Genomic DNA, 24,748 nt, shown 5'->3' with positions numbered 1-24,748 from the left:
CTTATTACAAGTACATTGTATGACTAAGTAGCGGTGAATGTCAACTAGACTTTTAAATTTTTTTAAAAAATCCGCTATTACCTATTGGATACTGCCTATTTTCTTTTTAAGAAATCTCACCACATACCTATCCAGCTAAGAAAAAGAAATACCCCAAAACAAAAATTCTACATTTTTGTTTTGGGGCGCTATACTATTCCGAAGTTAATGAATGTGGCTAGCTCTCCTTATTAAGGAGACGGATCATTCTTTTGTTCTTCTACTAATGCACCTGTGCATCTAATACATAAGTTTGCGAATACATACAAATTCTTTATAAAGCCAACTCTACATATAGGACATCCTTTTTGTTACGATAACATCATATTCATGTCTTCTGCTGCGGTTGTAATTAGTTTTAAACCAAATGTTTCTTGTAATACATCAAGCACACCAGGCGAAATAAATTCAGGTGCCTCTGGACCAATGCGAATATCTTGAATCCCAAGACTAAATAGCCCAAGTAAAATGGCAACCGCTTTTTGTTCAAACCAAGATAGGACAATACTCACTGGCAATTCATTCACTTCACATTGAAAAGCATCTGCTAAAGCGGCGGCTATTTTCACTGTAGAAATTGAATTATTACATTGTCCTAAGTCAATGTAACGTGGAATCTCCGTACCGGGAACAACACCATAATTTACATCATTAAAGCGGAATTTCCCACAAGAAGTTGTTAAAATAACCGTTTCTGGCGGAAGTGACGTTGCTAATTCACGATAATATTCTCCGCCTTTTCCTGGGGCATCACAACCTGCAATAACAAAGAAACGCTTTATTTTCCCTTCCTTTACTGCCTCAATAATTTCTGGAGCTAATGATAATACGGTATTATGATGAAACCCTGTTACTAACTGTTCATCCGACTCCATATGTACTTCTGGAAGTTCTAGCGCTTTTTGAATCAATGGTGTAAAATCATCATTTTCAATTTTTCGTACACCTTCTAGGCCTGCAATGTCATATGAAAAGAATCGATCAGAGTATGACCCTTTAATTGGCATAACACAATTCGTTGTTGCCAATATTGCACCAGTAAATTTTTCAAAAAGACGTCGTTGATCATACCACGCCTTACCAATGTTTCCTTTTAAATGTTTATATTTTTTCAGCCTTGGATATCCGTGTGCTGGTAGCATTTCGGAATGCGTATAAATATTAATTTCTTTTCCTTCTGTTTGCTTTAATAATTCCTCTAATGCAAATAGATTATGACCAGTAACTACAATTGCCTTACCTTCTACATGGTTTTGTGTAATTTGAACAGGCTCTGGAACACCAAAGTGATTCGTGTGTGCCTCATCCAACAACTCCATCACTCGTAAAGCTGATTTCCCTACTTTCATAGCCATATCAATATGCTCTTGTTCATTAAAGTTAGAATTTGTTAATGTCATATATAACGCTTCTTGCGTTGTAGCGTCTACAAATGCATCTGTATACCCTAGCTGAGCAGCATGCGTACGATAAGCCGCAATTCCTTTTAATCCAAACACAATCGTATCTTGTAAACTTGCGATTGTTTCATTTTTACCGCAAACACCCATTACTTTACATCCGCCTGTTGGCGTTTGTTCACATTGATAACAAAACATATCATCCCACCCTCTCCCAATCATTCCTTACAAACTAAGCATAATATCCATTGAGAAAAAGGGATGTGATATCAATCACAATAATATATAAAAATTTGTGACAGTTCATCTTGTTGACATAATTTTTTTATTGACACCATAAAATTCATACATAAGCATGTACACTTCTGTTGATGCTTCCAAAAGGCTAAATAATTACTTTAAAGAACGTCTAGCAATATATAAATAAAAATGAATCTTTTACTAGCTCATTGTACAAAACTAAGATTTCTTAATATATTTGGCGATAAAGCGTTTTGAATCTCTTGAGTAAATAATTGTGATTCAATGAATACAGAATTTCACATATAAATACGCTATTCTTTCCTATAATCCAATAGAAAGAATAGCGTATTTTATTTCTTGTTTCTTATTTCAACAAATCCATTGTATGTAAAAGCAATCCTTTGCCACCTACATCACCGTGACCAGGTACTACTAATTTCATATTTCCATATCGGTTCAACACATTTTCAATCGATGTGGACCATTCATTTACATACGCATCAGCAACATTTCCTAAATCTTTCGAGTCAGCTGATTTTACTAGACAGCCTCCAGCTAAAATATTATATTGTGGCAGCCATACAACAATGTTATCTTCTGTATGCCCTTTACCTGGATAGAACGTTTCTACTTTTATATTTCCAAACTTCATATTCGTAATCGTTTGTAAGTCTCCAAGCGGCTCCTCATATCCATTTTTTTTTGCTAGTTCTGCAGTTAACGCTGTACTATGTGCTTTAATCCCTCTTTCTTTCAACGTTTTAATTCCACCAATTCGATCAGCGTGCGCATGTGTAATAATGACATCCGTTACTCTCTTCTGAAATTTCTTTTCTACCATCTCTATTAGTTCCTTCGTTAACTTATCATCCCAAGAAGAATCGACAAGTACTAACCCTTTAGAAGTATTAAGAACTAGACCGTTCGAAGGAACTGCTTCTCCGTTAAAATAACCTAATTCTGTATGAACCCATACATGCTTGTTTAACTGAGAAACTGAAATTGTTCCTGTCTCATTCTTTATTACTTTTTGCCCTAGCTTTTGTTCTGCTTGCACGGAAGATATTGCACTAACAAATTGAGTTACTCCTAGTAAACTTACACATAACCCTACTTTTAATAATATATTCGTTTTCATTTTTATCGATCCTTTCTTTCAAACTAAATGGTTATTACCTAAAATAGACAATTCATTTCAAAAGTTTGTTCCATCTTTACTTACATATTTTTCATGCCATTAATAAAAAAGCGTACAAAATTTTGTACACTTTGAAACTTAACCTTCCTTTTACCATTCACGCTTTTTATTAATCATCATTTTTTCTTCAAACGCCTTCTCTAAATCAATATTTAATTTATTTGCTAAATCACATACATTCCAAATTACATCAAACATTTCTAAACCGATCTCTCGTTTCGAATCTTGTATTTTATCACGCTTTAATATAGCTTCTGTTAATTCCCCTAATTCCGCCATTGCATACATCGTACGCTCTTCAATTGTTGTATGTTGAAACCCTTTTTCTTTACTAAAACTTGCTACATATCTCTGGAATTCTGAAATATTCATATGTAATCTCCCTTCCTAACAAATACTCCATTTTTGCTATTAAGCTTATAATCACAATTGTATTTTGTTAAATTATAACATTCATACTATAATTAATTTATAGTTCATTAATGGAGGTGGTTCCGGTGACCCTCTTCGCTTCTCCATCATTATTCATAGTAGCAATCATCTCATTTTCGCTAGCTTATTTCATTGGAGTAAAACAGTACACTTGGCTTTTATCAGGTTACAATGAACGCCGTGTATCAGATAAAGTGAAGTTATCAAAAATTGTTGGGCTTTATAATTTAAGTGCTGGTGTCCTCGCAACACTCGGTAGTGTCTTCACTACTCCTAACGTCAAAATTATTATTCCCATCATTGTAATTGGCCACGTTTTAATTGCGGCTTATGTAAATACACGAATGATTCATTAAAAAAGATCTTCCAAATGGATGATCTTTTTTATAATTTATCGACATATTGCTTTGCTTCTAGTATTGAAAAACCAAATGCTTCTCTTACTCTCTTAACTGCTGTAATCGTTTTTCCATCTTCCACAAGCTGACGCAATTCTTTATTAATTTCAGGATCTCTTTCTACAATCCCCATTTCTTTCGTAATTAATTGCAGCTGCTTCTCAATCCTTTTTAACCTTGCATCTGTTCTCTTTTCAATTTTATTTAGTTTCTCCGCAATATAAATTAACCCAAAAGCCACAATCGGTATGACAATCCAAAATCCCATGACTGCTCCTCCTTCACTAGCTTTCATATGTTTTATTTAAGTAACTTATGTAAATTTTACCACAAGACACATTTAATGTATAATAGTAATATACAACATTATTGATAAAACCTTTTATTTTAGGGGGACACTTTATGAAAAGATTTTTGAAGACATTATTACTATTTGTAGTTCTTTCAATCGCACTACATTTATTATTTGATATAGTTGGTTGGCTTGTTTTCAATGCACCAATTGAAAACAAAGGAGCACTTATTTCCTTAATAACAACCTCATGGCTTATGTACATGTACCGGGATAAATTCCTTCACATGTTCACTTCGAATTAACTTAAAATAAGAAACACTTCATCGATAAAAGATGAAGTGTTTGCTTTTACTCTCCTTCCCTCTATTAAAACCTCTCTTTTTGTTTCAATTACAGATCCTCTCTCTATTTACTCATGTATAATAAAATAAATATTCTGTTTTTAAAAGAAGGGAGTTACTATGAACTTAAAAAGTAACAATATATACGAGAAAATGAACCAATATTACGTTGCCGGATTAAGCCTTGCTGTTATACGTGATGGTAGACTTGATGAAGCGACTGCCTTCGGAACACTTGAATCTGGAACAACTAGAACTGTCACTACGGATTCCATATTCAATTCTTGTTCTATTAGCAAATTCATCACCGCAATACTCGTACTAACATTATCTGATCAAGAAATCGTACATTTAGATGAAGACGTAAATAATCGACTCACATCTTGGAATATCCCTACCAATCTATTTACTTCAAAGAAAAAAATCACGTTGCGAAACTTATTAAGTCACCAATCTGGAATCATTGATCCTCCTAATAGTTTTGAACATTATAAGCTAGAGAAAGGAATACCTAAAATTCCTGAACTCCTTTCTGGTAGAACATTATATTGCCCAGTACCTATAGAAATGAATTATGAACCAGAAAGTGAATTTCATTACTCAGACGCAAACTTTTGTATAATCGAACAACTACTTGAAGATATTACGGGGAAATCCTTCAGTCAGTTACTAGAAGAACTTATCTTCCAGCCACTACAAATGAAAAATAGTACACTCTTCTCTCCCGAAGACATAGATAAAACCGATGATTTTGCTTGCGGGCATAATAAAGATGGAACTGTAACAAATGAGAAGTATCCATTTTATCCATTCGCAGCTGCTTCAGGCATTTGGACAACACCAACTGACTTATCAACTTTAATTATTGAAATCATTCATTCCTTACAGGGAAATAGCAAACTAAAACTTTCTCAAAAAACAGTACTAGATATGATTTCTCCTCAAGGCTGCTCAAAATGGACTGGGTTAGGTGTTTTTCTAGATAATTCTAATGAAGACTTACAAATTTACTCACTTGGATGGGGTGTTGGATTTCAATGTATGATGGTATGTAATCCATACCGAGGTAATGGCGCTGTTATTATGACGAATTCCGATTTAGGTGTCCATCAAAAGGATGGGATTATTGGTGAGGTTTTAAAAATATTATCTATATAATGAGCGAAACAGATATAAAGAAAGAAGCTGATTCTCCCAGCTTCTTTCTTTATATAACATTTTTCACCACAATTTTAATATGTTCTGGTGCGATAATTTCCGTTATACTTTCTTGGAAATCTTCATGCAGCAGTTCTTCAATATGCTCTAACTGCACTTCGACATGTGTGCATTCTAAACTATGTATGTTTAATAGTGCATAATGATCTTTCTTCTTAATTACTAAATATTGATTTTCTTCTGTTATGAGTACAGAACCTAATCGTATTCCTAGTAGACGTTGATCATCAAACTTCACAATCTTTTCCCCTTCCCAACTGCGAATGTAATTACTATACAAAAAACCTAATTTAAGGAAACGAATCTTATATAGACTATATCATACTTTACTAAAATATAAATATCATATTTTCTTTCAATAAAAATCCCCATTTTTTTATATATTTCGATACAAAAAACTTTCTCAACATTTAAATGCGAATTTTCAGTTTTTTTATCTATGAAAATCTATTATAATAAAGCTAATAAATGTTTGACCTCTCCTAATTCATGTACATATGGATGATCAGTAGCTATTGCTACTGATCTATTTTTTGATTTCAGAAAGCAAATACACCGCATCCTTTCCTACACCACAAATAAGCGCAGAACCCCTTTGAGATTGCCACGGTAATCCAATATAATACAATCCTTTTACTGGACTGATTCCCTTTATATGATTAGGAAATCCATTCTCATTTACTGCCTTTTCTATTTCAATCCATTTATAATCTTGAACAAAACCAGTTGACCATATAATACTTTGTGCACTATACGTATCACCATTCTGAAACATAATGTTATTTTCTGATGCACTTACTACTTTTCCCTGTAGTTTCATTGCTCCACTACGAATAAGTTCCTTACCTTCAAAACCAAAAATGGGATCCTTTCTTTTCTGAAACCACCTTCCTCTCTTTGTATGTATTTCGGCATACAATAAACCCATTTTTTCTAACCAATTAAAAATGCTTTTTCTAAAAAGATATAACGGTAAAAACGTTAAAGGATGACTTATAGCCATTGTAACTTCATGAGTTTTTGCAAGTTCTACTGCTATTTGCATGCCTGAATTCCCACCACCTACTACAAGTACTTTTCCCTTTGGAATTTGTAATGGTGATTTATATTGTGATGAATGTATTTGAAAAATATGTGATGAAAGATGTTGTGAAAATGAGGGGATGAATGGTTGCTGAAAACCACCTGTTGCAACAATAACTTTTTTCGATTGTAAAATTTCTGTAGGAGTGTGTAATTCAAAAGTTTCTTTCTCTTTTCTTATTTTTAAAACTTCAGTCTGTAATTGTACCGGCAATTGAAAATACCTTGCATATTCTTCTAAATAAATTGCAATTTCATCTTTACATGGAAATCCATTACCTTCTCCTTTTAATATCATACCTGGTAAACTACTATATTCCCTTGGTGTGAAGAGCTGCAAAGAATCATAGCGGTCTCTCCAAGAATCGCCAATTCTATTTCCCGCCTCAAGTAATAAGAAATTATATCCTTCCTGCTTCAAGTAGTATCCCATTGTTAATCCAGCTTGTCCAGCTCCAACGATAATTATATCTTTCACTCCAATCCCTCCTTCTCACAAACACATGAATATATGTTCATGTGTTCATGCGTTTCCGTAATCATAACATTTTATTTTTATATAATTCAATATCTACCCAAAATAAAAAGAGCAGTTCACTATAAAGTAAACTCCCCTTAATATGTATCATCTCGTTACTCATTAATATTTCAATTGTCCCTAAAGGATCTAACGGCCCATACACACTATCACCTAAATTTATTATCATTTCGACCTTACGACGTGAAATATCTTTTAATACCGCCTTTAAAGCGTGACTATTTCCATAAATATCTGAAATTATCGCTAGTTTTCTTTTCATTGTAACCCCTATTTTGATAAATTATTTATGACACCTCAATTTCTAAACCATTTCCTCATAAAATATTATTCTATTCAAAAATGGATCAATCACAGTTAATTCCATTGTATCCCAAGGTGTTCTCGCTATATCAGGTTTTGAATACGCATAATCTTTACTTGATAAAATAGCATAATAACTTTTTAAATCCTCTATTTTCACACGAATTGCACCGCCTGGTGAAGCATCCCCATGATGTTCAGATAAATGTATTACAGCACCATTTAACGAAATTTGCATATATAATGGCATATTTTCCTCATACCGATGTTCCCAATCCAGTTTAAATCCTAAAAAGTTAAAGTAAAATAACTGAGCTTTTTCAATATCAAAAATTCTAAATATAGGTGTAATCATTTATAATACCCTCCTATTTATAAACATCCGCCGCCAATTCCCGCAAAACATTTACATTCATCACTTCAAAGCAACCATTATTTTTCTTTATAATCTCTTTATCACAAAACGTATTCAATGTGCGCAATAAATGCCGATAACTCGTTCCTAACAATTCAGCTGTTTCCGTTAAATTCCCACTAAATACAATTCTGTTTCCGTGCTGAACCGCTCTTTCCCCTGCTGCTAACATGTAACTCGCAAGTCGATTTTCAAGTGGATATAGTAAATTAATTGTACTATTTTTTGAAAGTCTATTTAATTTGTGAGCTAATGATCCACAAATACATCTTAAAAATTTCGCATCATGAAATAGTTGGTTTCTCACTTTTCCTAAAGGTAGACCAACACAATAAGAATCTGCCATTACTTGTACGTTTGAAGTGATTCTTTGAGAGTGAATTAACTCAACATCTCCTAGTAACTGCAAACTATCATAAAAACATAGTAATACAGATTTCCCGTTACTTAATGTGTTAAATGCTTTCGCTTTTCCTTCAACAAAAAAATATAAATAATCAATCTCTTCATTTTCTCTACAAATAAACTCATTCTTTTTAAAAAATATAAGTTCCATATATGGTTTCATATCACTACTAAAAAATGAATCAATATTATTTTGTTTCATATACTCTGCTAATTTATTAGAATTACATACTTTCTTCATAGTCCCCCACCTTTACAACTTATCCCAATTGTAAACAAAATTTTCTTCTTTCACTATGACATATGTCATAGTAATACACAATTTCAGCATGATACAGTCATTACAAATATGAAATATAAAAAGGGGATATTACATTGTATAACTTTCTTTCTGTCTTTATTGGTGTGCTTATTGCCATTATGCTCCCATTGAATGGGATTTTATCTGGGTCGACTGGCAATTATACAGCGAGTGTTATCATTCATCTTGTAGGTTTAATAGCAGTCATTTTCGTTTTATTCATTAACAAAAATAAAATCCATTTTGATAAAGGTATTCCACTTTATTTATATAGCGCCGGAGCCATTGGAGTTTTTACTGTTCTTTTTAACAACATAAGTTTCTCCGCCCTTGGTGCCTCTATTACGATCGCATTAAGCTTACTCGGTCAATCCATTGCTTCAATTGTTATTGATCATTTCGGTTTATTAGGAATGAAGGTTGCGAAGTTTGAACAGAAAAAACTAATTGGATTATTATTCATCTCTTCTGGAATTATAATCATGACAATTTATTAATGGAGGCAAGAAAATGTTATATATTTGTATCGCTATTTTAGCTGGTGTTTCTATCGTTATTGCAAGAATTATTAACGCGAATTTAGCAAAGAAAATTGGAAATTGGGAAGGTACATTTTTCAATTATATTACTGGATTATTTTTCTCTATGTTATTTTTAATTTTCAGTTCAGATTCATTGTATATTCCTAGTCATACGTTGCAATCAATTCCTATCGCCGTATACTTAGGCGGATTAGTAGGCGTTATCGTCATCTCATTATCAAACTATATTACTCCTAAAATACCAGCGTTTTATTTAACGTTACTCATCTTTATTGGACAATTGTTTACGGGAACTGTCATTGATCTCTTCCTGTCAAACAAACTTTCAATTGGCAAAGTTGTCGGTGGAATTTTCGTATTAATTGGGCTTACTTACAATTTACTCGTTGACCGCCCTATAAAAACCGTGAAGCATAATCACGTTCAACTATAATACTTTACGCTTACCTATCATATATTAATAGAAAAGCTCTTCACATGAAGCAATAGAGAGGAGAATACCCTATTAAGAAAATCATTTTACTGCTAGGTAGCGCATTCATTGTTTTTGGAATCGTATGGTTTTTAAACTCTGGAAAATCTATTCAAGATTTCTATACAACAAATAAACCGAAGAAGAAAGCTACTATTATTTCAACTCAAAGAGACCCAAATGCACCTCCTGTTTTTTTAGGAAAACAGGAAATAAAAGATATACATGTAGAGTCGCTTAAGACAAAAAAATCTATCTTCCTTACAAAAACAGATGAATTAAAAACATTCATTAACAGTATGGATACAGCAAAAAAAGGCGATTTAACGCTCGATGAAGAAGGTTCTGATTTAGTAGATTGTAACATGTGGATTACTTTCCAAGATGGGACTTATAAACAATATTTAATTTGGATAGTAGATAACAATAGTAGTGAAGTTATGATTGCCCATCAAAAAACTCCTGATGACGTAGATCTTACTTATTATCAATTAAATGAAGGTAATTCGAAAAAAGTATATAACTTATTTAAAAAGGTTATTTAATAGAAAAAGTCATGAGCTAATAGGCCCATGACTTTTTCTACTTATATATATTCAGGGAACACTTTACAACTCTTTTCCTGCTCCATATCATGACCAAAGAAAACAATTGGGTTCTCTTTCATCACAACTTCTTTTAAACGTTTAATTGAAGATAAAGCTAATTCCGAATCAAATCCAGCGAACGGCACTTCATCTTCAAAATTTTCTTTCGTATAAGATGCATCAATTGTTAATAATACAGAACCGGATTTTTCTGTCTCAATTAATAGCGACTGATGCCCTGGAGTATGGCCCGGTGTATACAATAATTGAACTCCTGGTACGACTTCATAATCGCCTTCAATGATTTTGTAGTTTAAATTCGGCAGTATACATTCTTTCAAATATTCTTCGCTATGCTGTGCCGCCTCATATTCAGCACGCTGTACAATGATTGGTGTATTTATAAAAGCACCATTTCCTCCTGCATGATCAAAATGCAAGTGAGAGCTAATAATATAAAGAAGGTCTTCCGGCTCATACCCTGCACGTTTTAAAACATTTACGATTCTATCTTCTTCCGTCATTTTCGGTAAAATTTGTCCTTCAACAAATGTGCCGTTAAAAAGGTCTTCATTGTTAACCGCACTTTCTGGCATACCTGTATCTACTAAAATAGGCCCCTCTTCTGTTTCCAAAAGATAACACCATACAGGCAAATTCAATAATTCACCTGATGCAAGTGTACTATTAATAGAAGAATGATCTAACATACAACGACCTGCTGGGACGAAATAAAGCTTCTTTACTGTCATTATGTATCCACCTTTACATTTAGTTTTGAATAAAGTAATACAGTAAAGCATTCCGCCTGTTAGGAATAAACTCCTTCTCTTCTTTCATTGTTTCAACTATTTTTTCAGGTTGTTCACAAATTCTTCATTACAGCATTACTTATCAGTTTTTAATTTCCGAATAACAAAAAACAATAAAACAGCCGTGATATAACATATAGCAATGCCTACAAAACTAATGCTAAATCCATTTTGTTGAATAGCCATAACTTTTAAAACATCTAAATTTAATACGTGACCAATTAACGAATACATAATGATAATTGCCATTACGATTAAATAATCGCTTTTGCTTAGTTTTACTGTCATTAGTCATTCACCTCGCATCGCTTTCTATACCGATTGCACATTATTTATCAGAATTTTAAAACTAAACAAACGACAGCATAAAAAGGAGTCTACTTTTTTACATAACGGTGCTTTACCCACTATAATAAAAAAGAATAGACTCTTACTTTAATGGAGGGAATACAAATGAAAGCAATTGGTTTACATGAATACTTACCTATTGAAGAAGAAAACAGTTTAATTGATATTGAAGTTGAAAGACCTGTTGCCACAGGAAGAGATATACTCGTTAAAATTAACGCTATTTCCGTTAATCCAGTTGATACAAAAGTTCGCTCTCCGAAAGATAAAAAAGAAGATGTAGCGAAAATACTTGGCTGGGATGCTAGTGGTATTGTCGTACAAACTGGCGAAGGTTGTACATTATTTAAAGAAGGCGATGAAGTATTTTACGCTGGAAGTATTACGAGACAAGGTACATATAGTGAATACAATTTGGTTGATGAAAGAATTGTCGGTAAAAAACCAAAAACTTTAACTGCCGCTGAATCTGCAGCACTTCCTTTAACAGCAATTACAGCATGGGAAGGTTTGTTTGAACGTTTAGGGATTGATTATAATAAGAAAGATGAAAATTCATTTAAAAACATTTTAATTATCGGCGGAGCTGGTGGGGTTGGCTCGATTGCTATTCAGTTAGCTAAATGGGCTGGACTAAACGTAATCGCAACCGCATCCCGCAACGAAACCATACACTGGGTTGAAAAATTCGGTGCCGATTATATAGTTAATCATCACCAACCTTTAAAAGATCAAATATTAGAATTTGGGCTAAAAGATGTAGATTATATCTTCTGCTTAAACAATACTGATCAACATTGGCACGCGATGGGTGACATCATTAAACCACAAGGGAAAATTTGCTCTATCGTAGAAAATGAACACCCTCTTGAGATGGGGATTTTAAAAAGTAAAAGCGCTACATTCGTTTGGGAGTTTATGTTCACAAAAGCGATGTATGAAACTGGTGATATGATTACGCAGCATGAACTATTAAATAAAGTAAGCGAACTATTAGATGAAGGTATTCTTCAAACTACTTTAAATGATACGTTAACACCAATTAATGCAGAAAACCTTAAAAAAGCACATGCATTACTTGAAAGTGGACGTACAATTGGGAAGATTGTATTAGAAAAGTTTTAATAACAAAAGTCCGATTTCTAAATAAGAAATCGGACTTTTTTATTACCTTTATTTACTTGAAATCTCTTGATCATTTTGAACGTCTAACGGAGCTCTCTTCCCTATTCCGAAAGCATAGAAACTAATTGTTACGATAGCTAAGAAAACAATACCTACAATTAGTGAAATACGAGTATCATCATTAAACCACATACCGATTAATACCATAATTAAAAAGGCAATTGTTAAATAGTTTGTAACAGGAGCAAATGGCATTTTGAACGGATGATCTTTCATCTCTGCTCCTTTTTCTTTTCTAAAACGGATTTGACTAATTAAAATGACAAACCATGGTACCATACCAGGAAGTACACTTGCACTATATACATATACGAATAAGTTTTTCGGTGCAATGTAGCTTAAAACAACACCAACCGCTAAACCGATAATCACGCCAACTGTACCGAATAAAGGTACACCATTTTTAGAAATTTTCGCAAAGTATTTTGGTGCTTGTCCATTTACACCTAACGTATAAAGCATACGTCCAGCACTATAAATACCACTGTTACAACCAGACATTGCCGCTGTAATAACAACGAAGTTAATAAGTCCAGCAGCTGCCGTAATACCGACCTTCGCAAAAGTCGCTACGAACGGACTACCAATTGAACTTAATTGATCCCAAGGATAAACAGTTACAATAACGAAAATAGCACCAATATAGAAAATTAAAATACGCCAAATTGTACTTTGAATTGCTCTTGTAAGTGTCTTCTTCGGATCTTTCGCTTCACCAGCAGTAATCCCGATTAATTCCACACCTTGATATGCTCCAACTACAAGCGATAATGCAAAGAAGAATCCTGAAAAACCACCTGTAAAGAAACCACCGTTTGTCCAAAGATTAGATATGCCGATTGCTTCTCCGCCGTTACCAATTCCGAAGAAAATAAGACCAAACCCCGCAATAATCATTAATAAAATCGTAACGATTTTAATCATCGCAAACCAAAATTCAAATTCACCAAATGACTTAACAGAAATTAAGTTAGCTGCACCAAGAATAACCATTGCAATAACACCCGGTATCCAAGCTGGCAAATCCGGGAACCAATATTGCATATACGCTCCAACCGCGATAATCTCTGACATCCCAACGATAACCCACTGGAACCAGTTACTCCAAGCTGTCATATAACCAGCTAACGGGTGAATATACTTATGACCGAACGTCGCAAATGAGCCTGTACTTGGCTCCATATACAACATTTCTCCCATGGCACGCATGATGAAGAAGATAAAAATACCTGCAATTGCATATGCAAGCATTACTGAAGGACCTGTCCATTTAATCGTGCTGGCTGACCCCATAAACAAACCAACACCAATTGTTCCGCCTAAAGCAATCATTTGAATATGACGTGCTTCTAAACCTCTTTTCAATTCTTTGTTTGCCACTTCACTTCCCCCTCTTAGATGATTCATAGCCGCATTTTAAAGTAAGACGCTGTACCCTAATTCCTTTTTGGTCTGAAAATGATGAGGCGAGTATCATTTTTATCACACTTAAAAGTTGTTCTTTATTATTAAGTCGTAAAAGCCTCTTCATTTTCCTCCCTTTTTAAAATTGTAAAATTTCTTATTTTATAATAATTCATTTATCTGAAAAATACAATTACTTTTTCTGGAAAATTGTTATATACGAATCGAATACAATCCATCACTATATTAGTAACTAAAAACATAAATTCAATATTATTGAAAAATAAAGGTTTTTTTCCAAAACTCTCTATTAAATAATAAACTATTGTAACGCATTTTTATTCAACAAAACCTTAACTATCTCTCCTCTGTAAATTCCTTTTCGTTTCGCTAACTTTATTCCTGCATGTTGTTTTTCTTTAATCATTTCTCAAAGGACCTGCTCATTCATTATTAAAGAACATAAAGTAATGTAAACCCGTTAAAACAAAAGAGTGAAACAATAATTTCCCCTCTTACGTAAAGGGGAAATTATTATGGGATATGGTGGTAGTTGCAGTGGAGGCTGTGGTTTTGGTGGCGGATTCGCCTTACTAGTTGTGCTCTTTATCTTATTAATCATAGTTGGAGCTAGCTGCAGCGGATTCGGCTGCTAAGAAAAGACACTCTTAAGAGTGTCTTTTCTTATGAATTCATTTTAAATTGTAATAACACTCATATTTTTTTAGGTATTACTGTCCTGGGTTTCGCTACATATCCATCAGGCTAACAAATAACCCAATACGAAATGAACTGTACCCCATAAAATGGATAGTTTAATAAAAAGGCCTTTGTATAACAAGAACGATATAAACTATTCCTTTTAGTTATTATTGATTTATTAAAATAAAAATTGAGACCCAAAAGACAAGAAAGGTTGGCATTTTGCCAGCCTTTCTTGTTTACTACTTAATTCATTTTACAAATGAAAATTTTATTTTGGGATACTTAAAAATCTTCGCTTAATGAGCATGGGGTCAGGCTGAAAAAATATAGAATACCGTATAAAATTCAGAATTTTATACGGTATTCATGCAAGACTTTTGTAACATTTATGAAAGAAATTTGAAAGGTGTTTATACTAAGATAAACTTCGGAACGTTAAATGCAGTTTAACAAATAGAAAAAATAAGTTAGCACAAAGTGAGGAGCACAATTATGAATGGAAATGCAAAAAAAAGTATGCGAAAAGTCCTTCCTGTAGGGATTGCAATGGGGATTTTATTCAGCGCCAGCCCCGTAACAGAATATAAAGTGAAAGCAGATGTTGATACATTCGCAACGATTGTTACAACATTTGGAAATGTATATGACACGTTTCTTAAAGAGCCATTTGGGAAATGGTTAGAAGAACAAGATGCAAAAAACAGTTATGCATCTCGTTTAGAAAATGTTGCTTATAAAGCTCCTACTTTTAACAAAGGGGAATTTTGTATTAGTGTGTTTGATTATTATAAAGATCAGAATTTTAGCAAGAAAATTAAAATTGCTTATACCAATGGGAAAGTTGAATATAAAACAATCAAGCATGGAGAACAAATTCGTATTAAGGGCGCTGGTACAATAGTAGACTTAACTCCTGATGAACCAGAACTATCTAAACATGATATTTTGTATATTACACAAAAACAATTAGATGAAGGAAATACGGGTGTTTCACTTACGAATTTCAAAACCTATTATCTAAAAAGTGACAATAGCGGTGGTAAAAATGTTTTAGCAGCTGAATTTGAACGTCAAGAATTCCCAGGATATTTTCTTACTAATGGTTCTGGTTTACGTGATATTCGTTATGTTAATGAAGATCTTTTTAGTAAACTACCAGAAGGAAAACGAATATTAGCAACAATTACTTCACAGCCAGTAGGCAAAGATGTTCTTTCTAATTATGTTACGAATAACTCCGAAGCTCTTGCAGATTTTAATAATCGGTTACCTGATATATTGGCAGATCGTACTAGCATCCTAGAGACACCTATTGCACTACCATTTACTACACTAAATGATGGTAAACCTTATCAAATTATCCCCTATAAAAAAGGGACGAATAAAGTATTGGTAAAAACAGGTTCAAAATATCTTTCAGGGAAAGAAGGAAATGCACTTCAATATTCCGATTCAATTGGTGATGATGAAGTGTTTGAACTTGTCCAGATTGATCAAAAATCTTTTTACAATAATGTTCAGTTCCATTTGAAAAACAAGAATGGAGTAAGTTTGGCTGGTAATCAAAACATTCATGGATTCGCTACTGATTGGAGTTTCAAATCCGAAATTCGTTTCACTGCAAAAAGCAACAATGAAATTCATAACTGGCTAAGAGAGTGGTATCCAGGTAAAGAAAATGAGAAACAGAAGTATGACGGAATACAGATAATAGCTGATGAAAAGGATCCTACTAAACAGATTGCAAAAGATTCTTCTGGAACCGTAATAAAGAACAGTTGGGTAAACCGAGATGGCAATCAGTATTATGCAGGCTCTGATGGAATTCTCTTGACAGGTTGGCATGAAGTTGAGGGAAAGACATATTATTTTGGCTTGTATGAAGGATTAATCAATACAAATGGATTCGAGAATGATGGGAAGTACTACAACTTCAATGACGATGGTTCTGTGCTACGATCAGCATGGAAGGAAGATCAAAATGGTCTACACTATTCTGATGCTTCTGGAGCAATTATTAAAGAAGGTTTGCGGGAAATTGATGGTAAAATTTATTATTTCCAAAATTACAAGGCAACTACAAATGAAATACGTGTAGAAGATGAAAATAGAATTCTTCACTTTTCTGACAAAGGCGTACTTGAGAGAGCTTCTAAGTTCAATGGAGAAGCGCTAGATAATAATTGGGAGACTGTTATTTTTAATGACAAAGTGTTAGTATTCGGAAAAGATGGTTCTATTAGAAAAAATGGGGTTTCTAAAATTTCTTTACCTGGATGGGATGGAAAAGAGAAGCCTACACTGGTATATTACAGCTTAGAAGAAGGGCCTAACTATACTGGTTGGAAGGAAGTTAATGGTAAAAAATATCATTTCGAAGATGGTAAAAACAGTAATTTAGATAGTTATGAAACCATTGAGGAAAAAAGATATTATTTTAATCATGACGGAGAAGCTAAACTAACAGGATTTGATAAAGTTGATGGTAAGATATACTATTATAACGATAAAGGCGAAATGCAAAAGGGTTGGCAACAAATCGATGGTAAATGGTATTATTTCGATGATTCTGGAGCAGCTAAGATAGGATGGTTCCAAGGTCCTTACGAAACCACTACCCATGGTTATGGATACTTTTCATATTATGCTAAAGCGGACGGTTCAATTTATCAAGACGTCACTGTTGAAATTAATGGCAGGAGTTATAAATTTGACAGTCATGGACACAAACGATAAATGATACAAAAAGTCTATTTTTTATAAATTATAGACGAGTGTTGTTCACGACTATAACAACAACTAAAAAATGATTGAGAAAAATTCAACATATACATAATAAGCGGAGGCAAATATAGTGGCTTTAAAAGTAGTACTTATCGTTATTGGTGCAGCATTAATTTTATCGGGTGTATATAAAATGAAGAAGTATGATGCATTCGTAGGAAAAACTCAAACCAGAAAAAATCTTTTCAACTTGTTAATTAATGGACAGAGTTCTGGAATAGGACAATTATTAAGTGGGATTGTGTGTATCGTTTTAGCAATCGTAGCCTTTATAATTAAATAATTTGCCAATAAGGGAGCTAAGATATAGAACTTAGCTCCTTTTATGATGATAAAGTCTTTAGGCAAAACAAAGATTTTTTCTAAAAATGTACATAGTCTATAGAAGTATAGATGGCACTCGTTATGAATAATTTTCTTAATAACCATTTCGCTTTAATATGCGATAGATAGTGGTTCTATCAACATTTAAAAAATCAGCAATTGGATTTTCTTCAGATAAATCCAACCATGTATCTTTTAATGAGTTTAAGTTAGCTTTTTTATTTTTTATAATCAACTAATTCAAATAAATCCCTCGTGCTACGAGAAATGGTCTATCAAACTTGGACATATTGATAGTACTACTCTATAAAAGGTGTGTGATCAGTATGGAAAAGGAGAATATATTTAAGTGGAAACATTATCAACGAATTGTTTGTATTAACTGCTTAACAGGTGATTCTGTTAGGAATCCTTGATTCTTTTTTATTTATCATCTTTTTGCACCAGAACTGATATTTTTATAGCAAAAAAAGAACCAAGAAAAATTTAAACAAGAGGTTGTAGATGCTATTGGAAACCTCAGCTTAGTTTTTTTAAAATTTCAACACATTCATTTTATGTATACACTTCTTTAGGTCGTTAGCCGAAAGAAACGAAAATAAAAACACAGGATATTATCTCTGTGTTTCTTCAAATTTTCTTTTTTGAATATATGCTTGAGCATGAATAATTTCTTCTTGAAGCTCTTTTAATTCTTTCATAGATTCTGATTCAATAGCCATGTAAGTAGTAACTAAACTGATCATCATATCCATCTTCTCTACTATATTTTGAATGACTTGTTTAGATTGCTCTTTTTTAGGGTGCTGTATTGCTGTTAATACATCTTCCATATAATTGTTCTGTCTTTGCCGGATATCATAAATAAACTGCTTTGTGTTTGAGTCCATTTGTCTTTCCTCCGTTTTAGATATATTACTATTCTATCATACCCAAATAGGAAATATTGGATTCCCCTGAATTTACACCTGTCTCGTACATCTCCCAAAATGAGACAATTGTTACTACAGAAAAAGCAAAAAAATTAAGCGAATATAAAGCTGTTTACATGATTCAAGATCATCTGTATTTGGCGTACGAAGCTCTACAAAAAGGAAAAATAAATTTTCTATGCTTGCTCCCTGTTTTACTTTGCTACCTGATAAATTGTAAATCTGACAGGTGACAAAAATAAAAGGAACACTACTTTTATTTTAAAGTTGTGTTCCTTTTATTTATAAACTATTTAATTATAAAAGATAAAATCCCTATAATTATACATGCAATTCCGCTTAAGAATTGTCCCAGTCCCGCTGCTTCTCCTAAAATAAAGAAATTAAAAATATTTTTTCTTGTTTGTGTTTTTCCTATAAATGCTTCATCCGTTTTCATTCTATATATACCCCATAATACTAAGATTACGCCAAAAAGTATAAATAATAGTTTTAAAATCATCGTGTAGTTACCTCTGTTCCGTATATTTTTTATGTATGTGATTCTTTATTTTCATTCTATAAAGGCAGTTTAGAAAATAAGGTTCCTTTTCCATACCACTTTATTTTTCTAGTACATCTGAACGAACTAGTTTTTAATCATCTGTTTTAATTACATCTGTTGAAATTGAAACTTTCTTCTGGCACCTGTCCATTTTTAATATTTAATGACGGGGTTTTTTTTTCAACAGAAGTGATCGCACTAAAAGCTGAAGATACTGTACTTGCTCCCGCTTTTAAAGAAAAAACTGGACTTACTAGAACAGCAAATACTAATCTTGCGGGAGTTACTTTTTTTTCATTTGATCCATTTTATTTCTTCCTCTCTTTCATCATATCTACAAAATCACAAAAGATGAAATTATACTTCAGATTAAAATATAATCACCTTCGATACAGTACTCTTATTATATATATCTTTCAATTTCCTTTCGTAAATGTTACAAAAGTCTTTCAACCGCCTCATTTTTTTCTGATGTAACAGGAAGAGTAAACCAAAATTCACATCCCTGTTTCCCATCTTGGCGGTCCCGAACACCAATTTGTCCTTTATGCAGTTCAACTAGCGATTTTGCAATAGCTAAACCAAGTCCAGAGCCTCCAGATTGTGAACTTCTTGATGGATCCGTTCTAAAGAAACGGTCAAATATACGCAATTGATCCTCTGGAGAAATCCCCTCCCCTTCATCACACAAAGTGAATTGGACTTGCTGCTTCTGTTTATTTTCCTCTACAATTAATTCGATTGTTCCACATGTAGGAGAATGCCGAATCGCGTTATGCAACAAATTATTGATAACTCGCGCTATTTTACATGGCATAATCCAAATTCTTGGTAATGTCTCAGAAACGTGCAATTGCAAATCAATCTCTTTATCTTGCAATAAGATAGCATGTGAATCTATTACTTTTAATAGAATGCTATCTACATGTATTAAACTTGGATAAAAAACTTCTTGTCCAAGTTCTAACTTAGAAAGGTCAAATAAATCATTAATTAATCCACTTAATCGTTGTATATCATTTAGGATTGTCGTTAAATATTGTTGTTTCATATTAGGATCTTCAATTAATCCATCTTGTAACGCTTCTATCATCAATTGTATGCTAGCCATGGGAGTTCGTAAGTCATGGGAAATATTCGCAATCAGCTCTGTACGCGCTTTTTCTCCTTTTTCTAACTTAGCAAAGCTTTCGTCCAATTTTTTGGCCATTTCTTGAAAAGCTTCTGCTAATTCTTTAAACTCTTCCGGTTCTTTCCCTATTATGTACATCGTTCCAAATTGTCTATCACTAAATTGTTTGGTTAAGGCAATTAAATTTTGAATAGATCTCATAATAGGACGTGTCATTAACCAGTAAATAATTGTAGATATAATCATCGCTACAATTACTATTACTATTAATAAACGTGTCTGTTCTGGTCTAAGTAACATTTGCCTTTCACTGTACCATATAGAAATTACCATGATACCCGTGCTTAATAGATTCATCAATAAAAGTTGATTTCGTAACTTCATTTATCGTTTCCTCCATCTGGTTCAAAACAATAACCGATGCCCCAAACCGTATGAACCCAACGGTTCTTTGTTGTAGGCTTCTCCAATTTCTCACGTAAACGACTCATTAATACAGTTACTGCATTTGTGCAACCTTCATACTCAAATCCCCAAATTTGTTCAAGAAGTTGAGACCTTGAAAACACCTGTTTAGGATGTTTTGCCATGAGATAAAGTACCTCAAACTCTTTCACCGTTAACTCTATTTCATATTGACAAACAAATACACTTCTTTTCGTTGGATCAATTTTCAAATCTGGAAACTCTATCATTCCTGATGTAGGCTCTATTCCTTGAATTGTCACTTGACTTCCTCTTCTTAATATAATTTGTACCCTTAATACTAATTCACGAGGTGAAAAGGGTTTTGTTACATAATCATCCGCTCCCATTGTTAATCCTAAAATCCGTTCTCTTTCTTCTCCTCTCGCAGTTAACATAATAATAGGTACATTGGAATGTTGGCGAATTTCCTCACATAGTTCCCATCCATCTTTTTCTGGCATCATCAAATCTAAAATAATTAGATCAGGTTGAAATTCTTGAAATACATTCCATCCTTCTGTTCCGTTCACAGCAGTGCATACTTCATACCCTTCTCTTTCTAGGTACCGTTTACATATCTCTCGTATATTATCTTCATCTTCTATAATTGCAATTTTTGTTTTCATACATTAAATCTCCTCTGTTCCTTCATCAATGGCGAATGATATAAAATCAATATGCGTAAATTCATCTTAGTTTATATACATTGCATTTTTCTTTCGAAAATATAACAAAACCCTTTCACAACTATCATAAAAAATTATCACTCAAGTAAAAAAGTTTCTTTTTCTATAGCCGAGAAAAAGAAACTTTTCACTTTTAAGACATACATGCAACTTAACCTAAATGGTATTTAGAGCGACCTTCTTTTCCCTAAATTAACTTTTTTATCTTCTGTTACATCATGAATTATCAATCTAACTTATTAAGTAAATTTTGAAAGAATCCTTTTACTTCATGCATAAAATGTAACGTCTAATAAAATTAGGAGTTGTACTTCAAATTCAAGTTAAATTATCCCTATTAAATCCATTTTTCTTTGCCTGATCAAATCACTTCAGACTCCCTATGTTTCTACAAGATAATAGTTTGATTTTTCATTTTCAGAGATTTATTTGCTAGTTATGATTACATGTTATTTGTACTAGCATCACCAACTGAGTTACCGTTATAAATTGGGAAAAACAGAGTAACAGCAGTTCCTTTCCCAACTTGACTTTTTATACTGATTTTTCCACCATGACTTTCAATGATTCGATAACTCATCATAAGCCCAACACCCGTCCCTTTTTCTTTTGTACTATAAAAAGGTTCACCTAGTCTTTTAATTCTTTCTGAAGGAATACCTACTCCTTTATCCAAAATACTAATCTTAACTTCGGTACTATTATATTTTTTCACGCTTATAATGATTTCTTGACCATTTTGTATAGCCTCAATAGAATTTTGTAAAATACTATAGAAAACTTGTTTTAATTGAATTTCGCAACACTCAACCAATAAGGTTTCAACATCCATATTTAATACAATACGAATATTCTTCATAATTGCTTGTGTACTTATTAAGTCAACTACATTATCTAATATAGTACAAAGATTTTTAGGCTCAAATACTGCAGCATTCGGTTTTGCAATAGATAAAAATTCTTGAAGAACTGTTTCAATACTACTAATTTCAGAAAGTATTAGGCTTAAATATCCTTTATCCTTCCCTACTTCCTGTTGCAATAATTGCACGAACCCTTTAATTACTGTTAATGGGTTACGAACTTTATGAGCGACCCCAGCTGCCAATTGTCCTACTGCATTAAGGGTATCTGATTTCTTTAATAACTCCGTCGTTATTGTACGTTCTGTAATATCACGTACAATAATCATAATTTCATCCTCAAAAAGCGGTAAAAGTCTTGCTTCAAAATAATAAATTTCATCATCTAGTTGTAGAGAATAATCTATTAATACAGGAGCGGCTGAAGTTTTTATTTGATTAATAGCCTTCTCAAATTGCTTTATAATAGAAACTGGTAATATTTCTTGGAATTTCTTTCCTATAAATTCTTCAATTGGAACATAAAATTTAGATATGGAATTAACTTTACAGTCCCTAATGGTCCCATCAAGGTCCGACAAAAAATACAAATCAGGAATTGCTTTAAAAATTAATTCTAGTTCAGTCGAGGTTTGTTTAAGTTTCTCTTCCATCCTCTTACGCTTAGTTATATCAATTCCAATTGCTCCGATACTCCATCCTAAAGCTGGAATACTATGTAAAATATTGGACCACATAATAGTTTTCATCTCACCATTTTTACATGTGATATCCATCTCCCAATCCCTAAAATCGTGACCATTTTCCAACAAATCGTTACTATAAGGTCTATGAGGATGTAGCAATTTCATCACTTTTGGATTGTTAATTATTTCATCTGCATTATATCCAGTTACTAATTCACATTCCCGATTCCACATAATAATATTTCCTTTTTCATCAATAGCATTAATCATAATCGGCATATTTTGTAATATACTACTTAAACAAATTTCTTCATGAGTTGTTATCGCATTTATTTGTGAATCTTTTTCATGAAATTTTTTAAGGTGTAATTGTTGTGTTGCCATCTCTTCAATTAGATTTGCAATGCATTTAAAATGTGTTATATGAGAATCCGCAATAACCTCTTTATTAATACTTGTTCCTATAACAAAGGTTGCTATATGCTCCTGCTCAATAATGATCGGAATATGCATTTCTTGGGACGATTGGATTTTTGGATTATGAAAAAAAGGGTCACCTTTGGAAAATATAACATTTTGATTATTATCAAGGAGACAGAATGGAACTTTAGTTAAATTATAAAATTGCTCTGTTATATTCTTAAACTCGTTTATATTTATAAGATCTTTAAGTGTGTATTTCATTATTTAACCCATCTCCTTTATATTTACTATATCTTTAAGACTCCCAATATAAATTTTCCAACTAGAAACAATAAACAATTCCCTATTACAATGATGGATTCGTTCTGAAATACCCTAGGACCAACCGCATACTTGTATAGAGTAATAATACAAAGGTTTAAACTATAAAAAGGGCCGCAAAGCTTTCTTAAAAAAACGCTCTGCGGCCTTATGCTTTCTTGTTTCACCTAAATAAAAATCAATTGTATTTCTTTCTGAATCAACGGCACGCTATAAGTAAATCTATTATCTTCTTACTTTTATATAAACTATTTAATTCTAAATCATACTGATAAACCTAGTTTATAATCATTGTACAAACAAAAAACAATCTATATTTCCCTATTATCTTTACTAATTTTAATATTTACAAACTAAGCAACTACTGATAACGTTGTAATCGAAATAATTACATCGTTTCATCATCCCTATCAAATCTCGAAATCTTATGTTGTATCATATCTGCCATCTTAAAATGAGCATAAATTTTTGATTAATAATGTTTTCATTTAAATGCTATTGGTTTATTCATACTATTTCCCTTTATGTTTAGATTCATAACATGAGTATGTCCAAGTTTGATAATACATTTTTATTCACCAAAATTTTTTGTCCCCTCCTAAAGACATTTTTTCATGCTCTCCTCCGTAATATAAGTCTATTTTGATAACAAAAATAGCTTTTGTAACTTTTGTAACTGATTTTGTAATTAATGAAACCAAACATAAACCAAACGAAAACGAAACATAAACCAAATATAAACCAAGCATAAACCAAATATAAACCAAACGTAGAACAAACACAGGCCAATACCAGGTTTTAGATAAAATCTTATATCCCCCCACATGGCAACTATATTCACAATTTATTGTAGATGATAAAAAACAGTTGCTAAAAAAATCTCTTGTTTAATAAATAAAATTTGTAAAACTGTAGTACTAA

26 protein-coding genes and 3 pseudogenes are annotated in these 24,748 nt (G+C 32.6%); 10 read left to right on the top strand and 19 right to left on the bottom strand.

Features of this window, described 5'->3' with window-relative positions:
- Nucleotides 1-350 precede the first annotated feature (350 nt).
- The 3 genes from hcp to MR071_RS06865 form a co-directional block, all read right to left on the bottom strand.
- Nucleotides 351-1,637 (bottom strand): hydroxylamine reductase, encoded by a 1,287-nt coding sequence (gene hcp, locus MR071_RS06875; protein ID WP_242235498.1) that lies wholly within the window; start codon nucleotides 1,635-1,637, stop codon nucleotides 351-353.
- Between the two features lie 409 nt (nucleotides 1,638-2,046).
- Nucleotides 2,047-2,820: a BcII family subclass B1 metallo-beta-lactamase gene (gene bla2, locus MR071_RS06870; protein ID WP_105585150.1), complete on the bottom strand. Its 774-nt coding sequence runs from the start codon at nucleotides 2,818-2,820 to the stop codon at nucleotides 2,047-2,049.
- Nucleotides 2,821-2,970: 150 nt separating this feature from the next.
- A complete protein-coding gene (locus MR071_RS06865) occupies nucleotides 2,971-3,252 on the bottom strand; it encodes a MazG nucleotide pyrophosphohydrolase domain-containing protein (RefSeq protein ID WP_105585151.1) in 282 nt (93 codons plus the stop codon).
- Between the two features lie 125 nt (nucleotides 3,253-3,377).
- Here MR071_RS06865 and MR071_RS06860 point away from each other — a divergent pair, with 125 nt between their 5' ends.
- Nucleotides 3,378-3,668 (top strand): DUF3784 domain-containing protein, encoded by a 291-nt coding sequence (locus MR071_RS06860; protein ID WP_105585152.1) that lies wholly within the window; start codon nucleotides 3,378-3,380, stop codon nucleotides 3,666-3,668.
- A gap of 28 nt (nucleotides 3,669-3,696) precedes the next feature.
- Here MR071_RS06860 and MR071_RS06855 read toward each other — a convergent pair whose 3' ends face one another.
- Nucleotides 3,697-3,978 (bottom strand): hypothetical protein, encoded by a 282-nt coding sequence (locus tag MR071_RS06855; RefSeq protein ID WP_105585153.1) that lies wholly within the window; start codon nucleotides 3,976-3,978, stop codon nucleotides 3,697-3,699.
- A 134-nt stretch (nucleotides 3,979-4,112) separates the two neighbouring features.
- Between MR071_RS06855 and MR071_RS06850 the strand changes: the two genes are divergently transcribed.
- Nucleotides 4,113-4,307, top strand: a complete 195-nt coding sequence (locus MR071_RS06850; RefSeq protein ID WP_105585154.1) for a hypothetical protein — start codon at nucleotides 4,113-4,115, stop codon at nucleotides 4,305-4,307.
- A gap of 159 nt (nucleotides 4,308-4,466) precedes the next feature.
- Complete coding sequence (locus MR071_RS06845) at nucleotides 4,467-5,504, top strand: serine hydrolase domain-containing protein (protein WP_105585155.1); 1,038 nt, start codon at nucleotides 4,467-4,469, stop codon at nucleotides 5,502-5,504.
- Between the two features lie 49 nt (nucleotides 5,505-5,553).
- Here MR071_RS06845 and MR071_RS06840 read toward each other — a convergent pair whose 3' ends face one another.
- From MR071_RS06840 to yeiL, 5 genes and pseudogenes are all read right to left on the bottom strand, one after another.
- On the bottom strand, nucleotides 5,554-5,802 hold the full coding sequence (locus tag MR071_RS06840) for a hypothetical protein (protein ID WP_105585156.1): 249 nt from the start codon (nucleotides 5,800-5,802) through the stop codon (nucleotides 5,554-5,556).
- Between the two features lie 288 nt (nucleotides 5,803-6,090).
- Entirely contained in the window at nucleotides 6,091-7,125 is a 1,035-nt protein-coding gene (locus tag MR071_RS06835) for a flavin-containing monooxygenase (RefSeq protein ID WP_105585157.1), read from the bottom strand.
- 130 nt (nucleotides 7,126-7,255) lie between these two features.
- Nucleotides 7,256-7,447: pseudogene (locus MR071_RS06830) on the bottom strand (metallophosphoesterase family protein); the annotation flags it as partial.
- Between the two features lie 42 nt (nucleotides 7,448-7,489).
- Nucleotides 7,490-7,843: a glyoxalase superfamily protein gene (locus tag MR071_RS06825; RefSeq protein ID WP_105585159.1), complete on the bottom strand. Its 354-nt coding sequence runs from the start codon at nucleotides 7,841-7,843 to the stop codon at nucleotides 7,490-7,492.
- A gap of 13 nt (nucleotides 7,844-7,856) precedes the next feature.
- Nucleotides 7,857-8,549 (bottom strand): transcriptional regulator YeiL, encoded by a 693-nt coding sequence (yeiL, locus tag MR071_RS06820; protein ID WP_105585160.1) that lies wholly within the window; start codon nucleotides 8,547-8,549, stop codon nucleotides 7,857-7,859.
- A 134-nt stretch (nucleotides 8,550-8,683) separates the two neighbouring features.
- Between yeiL and MR071_RS06815 the strand changes: the two genes are divergently transcribed.
- The 3 genes from MR071_RS06815 to MR071_RS06805 all read left to right on the top strand — a co-directional run bounded on the left by MR071_RS06815 (nucleotide 8,684) and on the right by MR071_RS06805 (nucleotide 10,168).
- Nucleotides 8,684-9,106, top strand: a complete 423-nt coding sequence (locus MR071_RS06815) for a DMT family transporter (protein WP_242235495.1) — start codon at nucleotides 8,684-8,686, stop codon at nucleotides 9,104-9,106.
- A gap of 13 nt (nucleotides 9,107-9,119) precedes the next feature.
- Complete coding sequence (locus tag MR071_RS06810) at nucleotides 9,120-9,584, top strand: DMT family transporter (RefSeq protein ID WP_242235493.1); 465 nt, start codon at nucleotides 9,120-9,122, stop codon at nucleotides 9,582-9,584.
- Nucleotides 9,585-9,673: 89 nt separating this feature from the next.
- The gene (locus MR071_RS06805; protein WP_105585163.1) at nucleotides 9,674-10,168 is read left to right on the top strand and encodes a hypothetical protein; all 495 of its coding nucleotides are present in this window, start codon (nucleotides 9,674-9,676) and stop codon (nucleotides 10,166-10,168) included.
- 41 nt (nucleotides 10,169-10,209) lie between these two features.
- Here MR071_RS06805 and aiiA read toward each other — a convergent pair whose 3' ends face one another.
- Together aiiA and MR071_RS06795 are read right to left on the bottom strand one after the other, a co-directional pair.
- Nucleotides 10,210-10,962: a quorum-quenching N-acyl homoserine lactonase AiiA gene (aiiA, locus tag MR071_RS06800; RefSeq protein ID WP_105585164.1), complete on the bottom strand. Its 753-nt coding sequence runs from the start codon at nucleotides 10,960-10,962 to the stop codon at nucleotides 10,210-10,212.
- Nucleotides 10,963-11,097: 135 nt separating this feature from the next.
- Complete coding sequence (locus MR071_RS06795) at nucleotides 11,098-11,310, bottom strand: hypothetical protein (RefSeq protein WP_105585165.1); 213 nt, start codon at nucleotides 11,308-11,310, stop codon at nucleotides 11,098-11,100.
- 165 nt (nucleotides 11,311-11,475) lie between these two features.
- Between MR071_RS06795 and MR071_RS06790 the strand changes: the two genes are divergently transcribed.
- A complete protein-coding gene (locus tag MR071_RS06790; protein WP_105585166.1) occupies nucleotides 11,476-12,495 on the top strand; it encodes a zinc-binding alcohol dehydrogenase family protein in 1,020 nt (339 codons plus the stop codon).
- A gap of 48 nt (nucleotides 12,496-12,543) precedes the next feature.
- On the opposite strand, the gene MR071_RS06785 is transcribed toward MR071_RS06790, so the two are convergent.
- Nucleotides 12,544-13,935 (bottom strand): amino acid permease, encoded by a 1,392-nt coding sequence (locus tag MR071_RS06785; protein ID WP_142395793.1) that lies wholly within the window; start codon nucleotides 13,933-13,935, stop codon nucleotides 12,544-12,546.
- Nucleotides 13,936-14,495: 560 nt separating this feature from the next.
- Between MR071_RS06785 and MR071_RS06780 the strand changes: the two genes are divergently transcribed.
- The 3 genes from MR071_RS06780 to MR071_RS06770 all read left to right on the top strand — a co-directional run bounded on the left by MR071_RS06780 (nucleotide 14,496) and on the right by MR071_RS06770 (nucleotide 17,731).
- Nucleotides 14,496-14,615 (top strand): YjcZ family sporulation protein, encoded by a 120-nt coding sequence (locus MR071_RS06780; RefSeq protein WP_105585168.1) that lies wholly within the window; start codon nucleotides 14,496-14,498, stop codon nucleotides 14,613-14,615.
- A gap of 541 nt (nucleotides 14,616-15,156) precedes the next feature.
- Nucleotides 15,157-17,400 carry an N-acetylmuramoyl-L-alanine amidase family protein gene (locus MR071_RS06775; RefSeq protein WP_242235491.1) on the top strand — a complete coding sequence of 748 codons (2,244 nt, stop codon included), beginning with the start codon at nucleotides 15,157-15,159 and terminating at the stop codon, nucleotides 17,398-17,400.
- 118 nt (nucleotides 17,401-17,518) lie between these two features.
- Complete coding sequence (locus tag MR071_RS06770) at nucleotides 17,519-17,731, top strand: hypothetical protein (RefSeq protein WP_105585170.1); 213 nt, start codon at nucleotides 17,519-17,521, stop codon at nucleotides 17,729-17,731.
- Between the two features lie 186 nt (nucleotides 17,732-17,917).
- On the opposite strand, the pseudogene MR071_RS06765 reads toward MR071_RS06770, so the two are convergent.
- The 7 genes and pseudogenes from MR071_RS06765 to MR071_RS06735 form a co-directional block, all read right to left on the bottom strand.
- Nucleotides 17,918-18,041, bottom strand: a pseudogene (locus MR071_RS06765) (recombinase family protein); the annotation flags it as partial.
- A gap of 345 nt (nucleotides 18,042-18,386) precedes the next feature.
- Nucleotides 18,387-18,662 (bottom strand): hypothetical protein, encoded by a 276-nt coding sequence (locus tag MR071_RS06760; protein ID WP_105585171.1) that lies wholly within the window; start codon nucleotides 18,660-18,662, stop codon nucleotides 18,387-18,389.
- Nucleotides 18,663-18,993: 331 nt separating this feature from the next.
- Nucleotides 18,994-19,206, bottom strand: a complete 213-nt coding sequence (locus MR071_RS06755; RefSeq protein ID WP_078174106.1) for a hypothetical protein — start codon at nucleotides 19,204-19,206, stop codon at nucleotides 18,994-18,996.
- Nucleotides 19,207-19,684: 478 nt separating this feature from the next.
- A complete protein-coding gene (locus tag MR071_RS06750) occupies nucleotides 19,685-20,764 on the bottom strand; it encodes a sensor histidine kinase (RefSeq protein ID WP_105585172.1) in 1,080 nt (359 codons plus the stop codon).
- On the bottom strand, nucleotides 20,761-21,474 hold the full coding sequence (locus MR071_RS06745; RefSeq protein WP_215553710.1) for a response regulator transcription factor: 714 nt from the start codon (nucleotides 21,472-21,474) through the stop codon (nucleotides 20,761-20,763). Before MR071_RS06745 ends, MR071_RS06750 begins: the two co-directional genes overlap by 4 nt.
- 502 nt (nucleotides 21,475-21,976) lie before the next feature.
- Nucleotides 21,977-23,767 carry an ATP-binding protein gene (locus tag MR071_RS06740; protein ID WP_242235486.1) on the bottom strand — a complete coding sequence of 597 codons (1,791 nt, stop codon included), beginning with the start codon at nucleotides 23,765-23,767 and terminating at the stop codon, nucleotides 21,977-21,979.
- A 168-nt stretch (nucleotides 23,768-23,935) separates the two neighbouring features.
- Nucleotides 23,936-24,037, bottom strand: a pseudogene (locus MR071_RS06735) (DDE-type integrase/transposase/recombinase); the annotation flags it as partial.
- Nucleotides 24,038-24,748 lie beyond the last annotated feature (711 nt).

The sequence above is a fragment of the Bacillus cereus group sp. BfR-BA-01316 genome (genome assembly GCF_022664195.1).
GTDB lineage: Bacteria > Bacillota > Bacilli > Bacillales > Bacillaceae_G > Bacillus_A.
Note: the sequence above shows the minus strand (reverse complement) of the source record. Positions and strands in the feature narration are given on the sequence as shown.

Excerpts from the sequence above, each read along its gene's own strand:
- MR071_RS06790 (WP_105585166.1), top strand. The coding sequence starts at position 11,476 with ATGAAAGCAATTGGTTTACATGAATACTTACCTATTGAAGAAGAAAAC.
- MR071_RS06755 (WP_078174106.1), bottom strand. The coding sequence starts at position 19,206 with ATGATTTTAAAACTATTATTTATACTTTTTGGCGTAATCTTAGTATTA.
- MR071_RS06810 (WP_242235493.1), top strand. The coding sequence starts at position 9,120 with ATGTTATATATTTGTATCGCTATTTTAGCTGGTGTTTCTATCGTTATT.
- MR071_RS06855 (WP_105585153.1), bottom strand. The coding sequence starts at position 3,978 with ATGGGATTTTGGATTGTCATACCGATTGTGGCTTTTGGGTTAATTTAT.
- MR071_RS06775 (WP_242235491.1), top strand. The coding sequence starts at position 15,157 with ATGAATGGAAATGCAAAAAAAAGTATGCGAAAAGTCCTTCCTGTAGGG.
- MR071_RS06845 (WP_105585155.1), top strand. The coding sequence starts at position 4,467 with ATGAACTTAAAAAGTAACAATATATACGAGAAAATGAACCAATATTAC.
- MR071_RS06760 (WP_105585171.1), bottom strand. The coding sequence starts at position 18,662 with ATGGACTCAAACACAAAGCAGTTTATTTATGATATCCGGCAAAGACAG.
- yeiL (WP_105585160.1), bottom strand. The coding sequence starts at position 8,549 with ATGAAGAAAGTATGTAATTCTAATAAATTAGCAGAGTATATGAAACAA.
- MR071_RS06740 (WP_242235486.1), bottom strand. The coding sequence starts at position 23,767 with ATGAAATACACACTTAAAGATCTTATAAATATAAACGAGTTTAAGAAT.
- MR071_RS06780 (WP_105585168.1), top strand. The coding sequence starts at position 14,496 with ATGGGATATGGTGGTAGTTGCAGTGGAGGCTGTGGTTTTGGTGGCGGA.
- MR071_RS06750 (WP_105585172.1), bottom strand. The coding sequence starts at position 20,764 with ATGAAGTTACGAAATCAACTTTTATTGATGAATCTATTAAGCACGGGT.
- MR071_RS06795 (WP_105585165.1), bottom strand. The coding sequence starts at position 11,310 with ATGACAGTAAAACTAAGCAAAAGCGATTATTTAATCGTAATGGCAATT.
- MR071_RS06825 (WP_105585159.1), bottom strand. The coding sequence starts at position 7,843 with ATGATTACACCTATATTTAGAATTTTTGATATTGAAAAAGCTCAGTTA.
- MR071_RS06850 (WP_105585154.1), top strand. The coding sequence starts at position 4,113 with ATGAAAAGATTTTTGAAGACATTATTACTATTTGTAGTTCTTTCAATC.
- hcp (WP_242235498.1), bottom strand. The coding sequence starts at position 1,637 with ATGTTTTGTTATCAATGTGAACAAACGCCAACAGGCGGATGTAAAGTA.
- aiiA (WP_105585164.1), bottom strand. The coding sequence starts at position 10,962 with ATGACAGTAAAGAAGCTTTATTTCGTCCCAGCAGGTCGTTGTATGTTA.
- MR071_RS06865 (WP_105585151.1), bottom strand. The coding sequence starts at position 3,252 with ATGAATATTTCAGAATTCCAGAGATATGTAGCAAGTTTTAGTAAAGAA.
- MR071_RS06745 (WP_215553710.1), bottom strand. The coding sequence starts at position 21,474 with ATGAAAACAAAAATTGCAATTATAGAAGATGAAGATAATATACGAGAG.
- bla2 (WP_105585150.1), bottom strand. The coding sequence starts at position 2,820 with ATGAAAACGAATATATTATTAAAAGTAGGGTTATGTGTAAGTTTACTA.